We start from the raw sequence: 11,301 nt of genomic DNA, 5'->3' as shown, positions 1-11,301 counted from the left end.
CCGGCCCCCGTCGGCACACGACATCAGGGCGGGCCGGGGCCCGGGCCCAGGACCCGAAGTCTCCGGATCCCCCTCGGGGTTCCTCCTAGGAAGCGGCAACGAATGGCGAGCAACGAAGAGAAGCTGCGGGACTACCTCAAGCTGGTCACGGCCGACCTTCGTCAGACACGCAAGCGTCTGCAGGACCTTGAGGATCGGCAGCAGGAGCCGGTCGCGATTGTCGCGATCGGCTGCCGCTTCCCGAACGGGGCGGACACCCCCGAGGCCCTGTGGCGGCTCCTGACCTCCGGCACCGACGCGGTCGGCCCGTTCCCGGCCGACCGCGGCTGGGACCTGGACGCGCTCTACGACCCGGATCCCGACCGGCCCGGCACCTCGTACGTCCGCGAGGGCGGCTTCCTGCACGAAGCCCCGCTGTTCGACGCCGAGTTCTTCGAGATCTCGCCCCGTGAGGCCCAGGCGATGGACCCGCAGCAGCGGCTGCTCCTGGAGACCTCGTGGGAGGCCGTCGAGCGTGCGGGCCTCGTCGCCGAGACCCTGCGCGGGTCCCGCACCGGCGTGTTCGTGGGAGCCATCGCCCAGGACTATCTGCCGCGCTCCCACGACGCCCAGGCCGACCTGGGCGGCCATCTGCTCACCGGCAGCACCATCAGCGTCGCCTCCGGCCGCATCGCCTACTCCTTCGGCTTCGAGGGCCCCGCCGTCACCGTGGACACGGCCTGCTCGTCGTCGCTGGTCGCCCTTCATCTGGCTGTACGGTCCCTGCGTTCCGGCGAGTGCGATCTCGCGCTCGGCGGTGGGGTGACCGTCATGTCCGGCCCCGAGATGTTCGTCGACTTCGGACGACAGCGCGCACTCGCCACCGACGGCCGGTGCAAGGCGTTCTCCGCGGCGGCCGGCGGGTTCGGGCCCGCCGAGGGCGCCGGCATCCTCCTCCTGGAACGCCTCTCCGACGCCCGCCGCAACGGCCACCCCGTCCTGGCCGTGATCCGTGGCAGCGCCGTCAACCAGGACGGTGCCTCCAACGGCCTGACCGCACCCAACGGCCCCGCCCAGGAACGCGTCATCCGCGCGGCCCTCGACGACGCCGGACTGTCCCCCGCCGACATCGACGCCATCGAGGCCCACGGCACCGGCACCCCCCTCGGTGACCCCATCGAAGCGGAGGCACTGCTCGCCATCTACGGGCAGGACCGGGAACCCGAACGGCCGCTGTGGCTCGGCTCGGTCAAGTCCAACATCGGACACACGCAGGCCGCGGCCGGCGTCGCCGGTGTCATCAAGACGGTGCTGGCCATGCGCCACGGCGAACTGCCCCGCACCCTGCACGCCGACGAACCGTCCCCGCACATCGACTGGACAGGCGTCGACCTCCGGCTCCTCACCAGCGAGCAGCCGTGGCCCCACGACGACAACAGACCGCGCCGCGCCGCCGTCTCGTCGTTCGGTATCAGCGGAACCAACGCCCACCTGATCGTCGAGGAGGCCCCCGCTCCTGAGCAGGCCCTCGCTCCTGAGCAGTCCCCCGCTCCGGAGCAGGTCCCCACTCCCGAGGAGGCCGAGACCACGACGCACACCGGGCAGCCGACGGGCGACCACCCCCTGCCCTGGGTACTCTCGGCCCGCAGCCGCACCGCACTGACCGCTCAGGCCGCCCGACTGCTCGCCCACCTCGACCACCAGCCTCAGCACGCGTCGACCCGAATCGGCCGCGCCCTGACCACGGCCCGCTCCACCTTCGAACACCGGGCCGTGATCACCGGCCGCACCCCCGACGAACTCCGCGCGGGCCTCACCGCACTCGCCAAGGAGGAATCCCACCCCGCCACGACCACGGGATCCGTGCGCAGCGGCGGACGCCTGGCGTTCCTGTTCGCAGGACAGGGTTCGCAACGGCTGGGTATGGGCCGGGAGTTGTACGAGACGTACCCGGCCTTCGCGGCGGCCTTCGACGCGGTGGACGCGGAACTGCCCTTCAGCCTGCGGGAGATCGTCTTCGATGGCGATGGCGATGCCGATGCCGACGTGCTGAACCGCACGGAGTTCGCCCAGCCCGCGCTGTTCGCTCTCGAAGTGGCGCTGTTCCGGCTGCTGGAGTCGTGGGGCGTCCGCCCGGACGTACTGGCCGGTCACTCGGTCGGTGAACTGGCGGCGGCGCATGTGTCGGGCGTGTGGTCGCTGGCGGACGCCTGCCGACTCGTCCTCGCCCGGGGCCGGTTGATGCAGGCACTGCCGTCGGGCGGTGCGATGGTGGCAGTGCAGGCGTCGGAAGAGGAAGTCCAGCCCCTGCTCACGGACGAGGTGGGCATCGCGGCGGTCAACGGGCCGCAAGCGGTGGTCATTTCGGGTGCGGCCGGTGCGGTAGAGAAGGTCGCCGAGTACTTCCGTGCTCAGGATCGCAAGGCGACGCCGCTGCGGGTGAGTCACGCGTTCCACTCGCCGCTGATGGAACCGATGCTCGCCGAATTCCGTACCGTGGCCCAGTCTTTGACGTACAGCGCTCCGGGCATCGCGATCATCTCCAACGTCACCGGCCGCCCCGCCGACCCCACCGAGCTGACCTCCGCCGACTACTGGGTGCGGCACGTCCGCCAGGCCGTACGTTTCGCGGACGGCGTCCAGGCCCTCCAGGAACGCAGGACCGGACGATTCCTGGAACTCGGTCCCGACGGTCAGTTGACCGCTCTGGCACAGGATTGCCTCGACGACGGCGCCCCCGTCTTCGCCACGACACTCCGCAAGGACCGCCCGGAGCCCGAGAGCCTGCTGGCCGCCCTCGCCCAGCTCTACGTCGGCGGCCTGCCCGTCCGCTGGGAGGCGATGCTCCCCGAGGACACGTCGGCCGACCCCGAGCAGTGTGGCGCCGAGCTGCCGACCTACCCCTTCCAGCGCAAACGCTTCTGGTCCCGCGACACCGGCACGACCCTCGGAAACCTGAACGCGGTGGGCCTGGGCTCTGTCGGGCATCCCCTGCTGGGCGCGGCCGTGGAACTGGCCGGGGATGGGGAACTGCTCTTCACCGGGCGGCTGTCGCTGAGTTCACAGGACTGGTTGCGGGACCACGTGGTCTCGGGCGCGGCGGTGTTCCCGGGCACGGGCTTCCTGGAACTGGCCCTGAGGGCCGGCGAACGGGCGGGCTGCGACCGGGTGGAGGACCTCACGATAACGGCACCGCTGGTGGTGCCCGAGCGGGGCGGCATCCGGGTCCAGGTACGGGTGAGCGCCGGGGACGAGTCCGGCCGGCGCAGGCTGGAGATCCACTCCCGCGCCGAGGACGCCTTCGACACCGACCCGTGGACGCTCCACGCCACTGGTGTGGTCGCGGCACGTCCGGATGTGCGGTCGGCGGGCGTGTTCGATTTCGGTGTGTGGCCGCCGCGGGGTGCGGTGGTGGAGTCGGTGGAGGGTGTGTACGAGCGGTTTGCCGGGTTGGGGTTGTCGTACGGTCCGGTGTTCCGGGGTTTGCGTGCGGTGTGGCGGCGTGGTGGTGAGGTGTTTGCCGAGGTTGCGTTGCCGGAGGGGCTGGAGGGGGCCGCGGAGCGGTTCGGTCTGCACCCCGCGCTCCTGGACGCGACCCTGCACACGGTGCTGTTCACGCCGCTGACCGAGGACGGCCGGGCCCGGTTGCCGTTCTCGTGGAGCGGGGTGTCCTTGTGGGCCTCGGGCGCACGGGAGGTGCGGGTGCGCCTGGCCCAGGTGGGCCCGGACACGGTCACCTTGGACCTGGCGGACGCGGCAGGCGGCCTGATCGCCTCCGTGGAGTCCCTCGTCCTGCGAGAGACGCCCGGCGATCAGGCGTCGGCGGGCGCCGGTCGACGCGACGGCCTGTTCCAGACCGATTGGGTGAAGATCCCCGTGGGCACGGGGCCGGTGCCGTCGGTATCCGCCGCTCTGCCCGGCGCGGACGAGGCGGTGCCCGCCGATGTCCTGGTGCGGGTCGAGCGTCCGGCCGGTGACGCGGCGGAGGCCGCGCATGCGGTGACGGGGCGTGTGCTGGGTTTGGTGGCGGAGTGGCTTGAGGCCGCGCGGTTCGAGGGTGCGCGGTTGGTGGTGGTCACCGAGGGGGCGGTGGCCGTCGACGACAGGATGACTGTTGATCCGGCACTCGCCGCTGTGTGGGGTCTGGTGCGGGCGGCCCGCGCGGAGAATCCCGGGCGGTTCGCGTTGCTCGATGTGGATGGTCCTTCGCAAGAGTCGTGGGCGGTGGTGGCGGGCGCGCTGGCTTCGGATGAGCCGGAGGTCGCCGTACGGGCGGGTGTGGCGTTCGTGCCGCGTCTTGGCCGGGTGTCCGCGGGTGGTCAGCTGGCGCTTCCTGTGGGGGAGTCGGGGGCGTGGCGGCTGGATGTTGTGGAGCGGGGCACGCTGGAGGGGCTGGGCCTGACGTCCGTCCCCGAGGTCGAGTTGATGGCTGGTCAGGTGCGGATCGCCGTACGGGCCGCAGGTGTCAACTTCCGTGATGTGCTCAACGCTCTCGGGATGTATCCGGGGGATGTGAAGGATTTCGGTCTGGAGGGTGCCGGGGTCGTCACCGAGGTGGGTCCGGGCGTCTCCGAACTGGCCGTGGGCGACCGGGTGTTCGGGATGTTCTCGGGTGCGTTCGGTCCGGAGGCGGTGGCTGACGCCAGGACCGTGGCGGGGGTGCCCGAAGGGTGGTCGTTCGCTCAGGCGGCGTCGGTGCCGATCGTGTTCCTGACGGCGTATTACGCGCTGACCGATCTCGGGGCTTTGGAGTCCGGTGAGTCGGTGTTGGTGCATGCGGCTGCCGGTGGTGTGGGTATGGCGGCGGTGCAGTTGGCCCGGCATCTGGGTGCCGAGGTGTTCGGTACGGCGAGCGCCGGCAAGTGGGGCACGCTGGCTGAACTCGGTCTGGACCAGGGGCACATCGCGTCGTCCCGCGATACGGAGTTCGAGGCGGCTTTCCTCGCCGCGACCGGTGGTCGTGGTGTGGATGTGGTGCTGGACTCGCTGGCGGGTGAGTTCGTGGACGCGTCGTTGCGGTTGCTGCCGCGTGGTGGGCGTTTCCTGGAGATGGGCAAGACGGATGTCCGTGATCCGGAGGCGGTTGCCGCCGGGTACGCGGGTGTGGCGTATCAGGCCTTCGACCTGATGGATGTGAGTCCGGAGCGGATCGGGCAGATGCTGTCCGAGCTGGTGGTGCTCTTCGAGGCGGGCGTCCTGCGGCCGCTTCCCGTGACGTGCTGGGATGTGCGCCGGGCTCCGGAGGCGTTCCGGTATCTGTCGCAGGCCCGTCATGTGGGCAAGGTGGTGCTGACCGTTCTGGCGCCGTTGGACCCGGCAGGGACCGTACTCGTGACCGGTGGCACCGGCGGTCTCGGTGCCCTGGTGGCCCGGCATCTGGTGACGGAGCACGGAGTGCGGCACCTGCTGCTCGCCAGCCGCAGTGGTCCGGACGCTGAGGGCGCCCGTGAACTCGTAACGGAACTCGGGAACTTGGGTGCGCGGGTCGAGGTGGCGGCGGTGGATGTCGCCGATCGCGAAGCCCTGACCGGTGTCCTGGCGAGCGTGCCCGTCGAGCATCCGCTGACCGCCGTGGTGCACACGGCAGGTGTCTTGGACGATGGCGTGGTCTCCGCGCTCACCCCGGAGCGCATGTCCCGGGTGCTGCGCCCGAAGGCCGACGCGGCTGTGCATCTGCACGAGCTGACCCATGACGCGGACCTGTCCGCCTTCGTCGTCTTCTCCTCCGTCGCGGGTACGTTCGGTGGCGCGGGCCAGGCCAACTACTCGGCCGCCAACGCCTTCCTCGACGCCCTCGCCATCACTCGCCGTGCGTCCGGGCTGCCCGCGACCTCTCTCGCCTGGGGCCCATGGGCGCCCGGTGCGGGTATGACGGCGGAGCTGACCGAGGCGGATCTGCGCCGCATGGCACGCGGTGGCATGCTCCCCCTCACCCCCGAACAGGGTCTCCAACTGCTCGACGCTGTCCTGGAGATCGGTCCGGTGCTGGACCGGTCGGCCGTACTTCCGGTCAACCTGGACGTCAGCGCCCTCCGCAAGTCCGGCCGGCAGGTTCCTTCACTGCTGCGCGCCCTCGTCCACACGCCCGCCCGCCGCGCTGTCGAGGCGCGGGCCACGTCAGACGGGGAGGCCGGTCTCCGGCAGCGTCTCGCGGGGCTCGACCCGACCGAGCGCGAGGCGCTCCTCGTGGACCTCGTCTGCCGACAGGCCGCGTCTGTCCTGGGGCATGCTTCTGCCGCCGACATGGAGGCCGACCAGGCGTTCAAGGCGCTCGGCTTCGACTCCCTGACCTCGGTAGAACTACGCAACCGCGTGAACGGTGCCACCGGCCTGCGGCTGCCCTCCACCCTCGTCTTCGATCACCCCACGCCCGCCGCGCTGGCCCGTCACCTCCTGTCGGAACTGTCCGGGGGTGAGGAGACCACGGTCTCCGCCTCCGCACTGTTCGCGAGGTCCGCATCTGCTCGGCAGGATGACGATCCGGTGGTGATCGTCGGGATGGCGTGCCGTTTCCCGGGTGGGGTCGGTTCGCCCGATGATCTGTGGCGGCTGGTGAGCGAGGGCGGTGACGCGATCGGTGGCTTCCCGGCGGACCGGGGCTGGGACCTGGACGGTCTCCATGATCCCGACCCGGGCAGGCTCGGTCATACGTATGTGCGTGAGGGTGGCTTCTTGTATGAGGCGGCCCTGTTCGATGCGGGGTTGTTCGGTATTTCGCCGCGTGAGGCGTTGGCGATGGATCCGCAGCAGCGGTTGTTGTTGGAGACGTCGTGGGAGGTGTTCGAGCGGGCGGGTATCGATCCTGCGACCCTGCGCGGGACCCGCACCGGCGTCTTCGCCGGCACGATCACGCAGGACTACGGATCGTTCATGCGGGCGAGCGAGCACGAATCGGACGGCTATCTGCTGACCGGGACGACGGGGAGTGTGGCGTCGGGTCGTATCGCGTACACCTTCGGTTTCGAGGGGCCCGCGGTGACGGTGGACACGGCGTGTTCGTCGTCTCTGGTCGCTCTGCATCTGGCGGCTCAGGCGTTGCGGGCGGGGGAGTGTGATCTGGCGGTTGCCGGTGGTGTGACGGTGATGGCGGGTCCGGAGATGTTCGTGGAGTTCTCGCGGCAGCGGGGTCTTGCGGTGGATGGCCGGTGCAAGGCGTTCTCGGATGCGGCGGACGGGACGGCGTGGGCCGAGGGCGTGGGTCTGCTGTTGGTGGAGCGGTTGTCGGATGCGCGTCGCAACGGGCACAGGGTGCTGGCGGTGGTGGCGGGTTCGGCGGTCAATCAGGATGGTGCGTCGAATGGTTTGACGGCTCCGAATGGTCCGTCGCAGCAGCGGGTGATCCGGCAGGCGTTGGCGTCTGCTGGTTTGCGGCCGGCTGATGTGGATGCGGTGGAGGCGCATGGTACGGGGACTCCGCTGGGTGATCCGATCGAGGCGCAGGCCTTGCTGGCTACGTACGGTCAGGACCGCGAACACCCTTTGCTGCTCGGGTCGTTGAAGTCGAACATCGGCCATGCGCAGGCCGCCGCGGGGGTGGGCGGTGTGATCAAGATGGTGCAGGCGATGCGGCACGGGACGCTGCCGCGCACCCTGCACGCCGACACGCCCTCCACCCATGTCGACTGGACGGCGGGGAACATCCGGCTGCTGACCGAGAACGTGGAGTGGGCCCAGCCCCTCGACCGCCCCCGTCGCGCGGGCGTGTCGTCCTTCGGTATCAGCGGTACCAACGCCCACGTCATCCTCGAACAGGCCCCGGACATCCCCGGAACCTCCAGCACCCGCGACTCGGCCGACGAGTTGCCCATGACGCCGGTCGCGTTGTCCGCCGCGTCCGAAGGCGCCCTGCGCCGCCAGGCCGAACGGCTGTGGGCCCGGATCGAGGCCGACCAGGAGCTGAGGCTGAGCGATATCGGTCTCTCCTCGACCATGCGGCCCTGGCTGGAGCACCGCTCGGTGGTTCTGGCCGCCGACCGCGACGAACTGCTGTGCGGACTGCGAGCGTTGGCCGCCCACGAGCCCGACGCAAGGGTCCTCACCACAACGACACCCACCCGGCCGAGCCGCCGCACGGCATTCCTGTTCGCGGGTCAGGGTTCGCAACGGCTGGGTATGGGCCGGGAGTTGTATGAGACGTATCCGGCGTTCGCGGTGGCTTTCGACGCGGTGGACGCGGAACTGCCGTTCGGTCTGCGGGAGGTCGTCTTCGGTGACGACGCCGAACTGCTGAACCGTACCGAGTTCGCCCAGCCCGCGCTGTTCGCGCTCGAAGTGGCGCTGTTCCGGCTGCTGGAGTCGTGGGGCGTCCGCCCGGACGTACTTGCCGGTCATTCGATCGGTGAGATCGCGGCGGCGTATGTGGCGGGTGTGTGGTCGCTTGCCGACGCCTGCCGACTCGTCGTCGCGCGCGGCCGGTTGATGCAGGCGTTGCCTGTGGGCGGGGCGATGGTGTCGCTCCAGGCGGCCGAGGACGAGGTGGTGCCGCTTCTCACCGGTCAGGTGGGTGTGGCGGCGGTCAACGGGCCGCAGGCGGTGGTGGTTTCGGGTGCCGTGGACGCGTGTGAGGAGATCGCGGGGCATTTCCGTGCCCTGGGCCGTCGGACGACGGCGCTGCGCGTGAGTCATGCCTTCCACTCGCCGCTGATGGAACCGATGCTCGCCGGGTTCCGGACCGTCGCCGAGTCCCTGACGTACGCGGAGCCCCAGGTGCCGATCGTCTCGGCGCTGACGGGTGCCCCCGCCACGGTGGAGGAGCTGACGTCCGCCGATCACTGGGTGGAACATGTGCGGCGGCCGGTCCGGTTCGCCGACGCCGTACGGGAGTTGGAGAAGCAGGGCGTCGCACGTCTCGTGGAACTCGGCCCTGACGGCACGCTCACCGCGCTCGCCGAGAGCTGCCTCGACGACGAAGGACACCTGCTGGTGTCCGCCCTGCGCAAGGACCGCCCCGAAGCCCACGCACTGATCGCGGCGGTGGCCGGGCTGCATCTGCACGGTGGGCGGGTGGACTGGCCGGCCGTGTTCGCCCCGGCCGGCGCCACGGCGGTGGATCTGCCGACCTATGCCTTCGAGCACGAGCGCTTCTGGCCGGAAGCGACCAAGGCGGCCGGCCCCTCGGCGACAACCACGTCCGGTGCCGGCGCGGACGCGCGGTTCTGGACGGCTGTCGAGCGCGGCGACGCCGGATCGCTGGCCGACTCCCTCGGAGTGGCACCGGAGACGTTGGACGGGCTGCTCCCGGCGCTGTCGTCCTGGTGGCGTGGACAGCAGGAGCAGTCCCGGGCGGACGACTGGCTGTATGCCCCGGCCTGGAAACCGCTGGCCGCGGTCTCCGGTGGCGTTCTCTCCGGCCGCTGGCTGGCGGTGCTGCCGGCCGGTCTCCGCAGCGAGGCCTGGGCCGGCGCGGTCCTGGACGGTCTCGCGGCGAACGGGGCCGAGTTGGTGGAGGCGGTCCCCGAGCCCGGCACGGACCGGGTCGCGCTGGCCGCGCTGCTCGCCGACGCGGCCGGGGAGCAGCAGGTCGCCGGGGTGCTGTCCTTCCTGGCGACAGCCGGTGCGGACGATTCCGGCAGTGGGGCACACGCGGACGGTGACGGTGTGCCGACGGGCCCCGCCGCGACCGCCCGGCTGGTGCAGGCGCTGGGCGACGCCGGGATCGCCGCTCCGTTGTGGGCGCTGACCCGGGGCGCCGTGTCCGTCAACCGGTCCGACCGGGCACCCGACCCGGAGCAGGGCGCGGTGTGGGGTCTGGGCCGGGCGGCGGCGCTGGAGCACCCGGACCGCTGGGGTGGTCTTGTCGACCTGCCCGAGGCCGTGGACCGGCGTGCGGTGGGCCGCCTGGTCGGCGCGCTCGCCCACCGCTCGGGCGAGGACCAGCTCGCGATCCGCGCGACCGGAGTGTTCGGCCGACGTATCGAGCGGATGGCCCCCGGCGACCTGGGCGCGCAGTGGCGTCCGTCGGGCACCGTCCTGATCACCGGTGGTACGGGTGCGCTGGGCGCACAGGTGGCCCGCTGGGCCGCCGCGCACGGCGCCGAGCATGTGGTGCTGATCAGCCGGCGCGGGCCCGACGCGCCGGGCGCGGCGGAACTCCGTACCGACCTCGCCGCCCTGGGCGTACGCGTGACCGTGGCCGCGTGCGACGCGGCGGACCGGGAGGCTCTCGCGGAGCTGCTGGCCGCGCACCCGGTGGACGCGGTCGTGCACACGGCCGGTGTGCTCGACGACGGGCTCCTCGACGCGCTCACCCCGGAGCGGTTCGCGACCGTCTGGCGCGCCAAGGCCGTCGCCGCACGTCACCTGGACGAACTGACCCGCGAGCGGGAGCTGGCGGCGTTCGTGCTGTTCTCCTCGTTCGCCGGGGCCGTCGGATCACCGGGACAGGCCAACTACGCCGCCGCAAACGCCTACTTGGACAGCCTCGCCGAGCGGCGCCGGTCCGCCGGGCTGCCCGCCACATCCATCGCGTGGGGGCCGTGGGCGCAGGACGGCATGGCCGCCGGCGGCAGCATCGAGCAGTCGCTGCGCCGCAAGGGCCTGGCCGGACTCGACCCCGAGCCGGCGCTCACGGCGATGCGGCGGCTGGTGGGTGGCGGCCCGGCCGCGGTGGTGGCGCGCGTCGACTGGGCGCGGTTCGCCCCGGCGTTCACCGCCGTACGGGGCACCGCCCTGCTCGGGGGGATACCCGAAGCGGCGGCCGCGCTCGACGGTCCCGCGTCCGGGGCGGGCGCCGACACCCTGCGGCAGCGGCTGGCCGGCCGCAGCGCCGGTGAACGGACCGCGGTGCTGGTCGAGTTGGTGCGTGAGCAGGCGGCCTTCGTCCTCGGGCACGCCAGTGCCGACGCGGTGGACCCGGCCCGCGCCTTCCGGTCGGCGGGCTTCGACTCGCTGACCGCCGTGGAACTGCGCAACCGGATCGCGGCGGTCACCGGGCTGCGGCTGCCGACGACCCTGGTGTTCGACTACCCGGCACCCGACGACGTCGCCCGGTATCTGCGAGGCGAACTCACCGGCCACGGTGACAGCGACGAGGCCGGGGCGACCGGGGTGGCCGCCGAGATCGACCGACTCGCCCGAGCCCTCGCGGACTCCGGGGCGGAGGTCGGCGACGAGACCCATCAGGAGATCACGACGAAGCTGCGGGCCCTGCTGTCGACGTGGACAGGCACCGACACGCCCGACGGGACGGACGACGCGGTCACGGAGCTGGACGAGGCGACGGACGACGAGATGTTCGACCTCATCGACAAGGAACTCCGCCTCTCCTGACCGGCCGACCCGGAGAAGGAGACCATTCACGGCTTTACGAGGAAGTGGGACACC

Annotated in this window: 1 protein-coding gene; it reads left to right on the top strand. The window is 71.6% G+C overall.

Annotation, left to right across the window (positions count from 1 at the left end; translation table 11 throughout):
• Positions 1 to 102: 102 nt before the first annotated feature.
• Entirely contained in the window at positions 103 to 11,247 is an 11,145-nt protein-coding gene (locus AOK08_RS15905) for a type I polyketide synthase (protein ID WP_055526218.1), read from the top strand.
• Positions 11,248 to 11,301 lie beyond the last annotated feature (54 nt).

Origin of the sequence: Streptomyces graminilatus (genome assembly GCF_001418565.1) — a bacterium.
Taxonomy (GTDB): domain Bacteria; phylum Actinomycetota; class Actinomycetes; order Streptomycetales; family Streptomycetaceae; genus Streptomyces; species Streptomyces graminilatus.
Note: the sequence above shows the minus strand (reverse complement) of the source record. Positions and strands in the feature narration are given on the sequence as shown.

Bases quoted from the DNA above. Each gene is read 5' to 3' on its own strand.
- AOK08_RS15905 (WP_055526218.1), top strand. From the start codon at position 103: ATGGCGAGCAACGAAGAGAAGCTGCGGGACTACCTCAAGCTGGTCACG.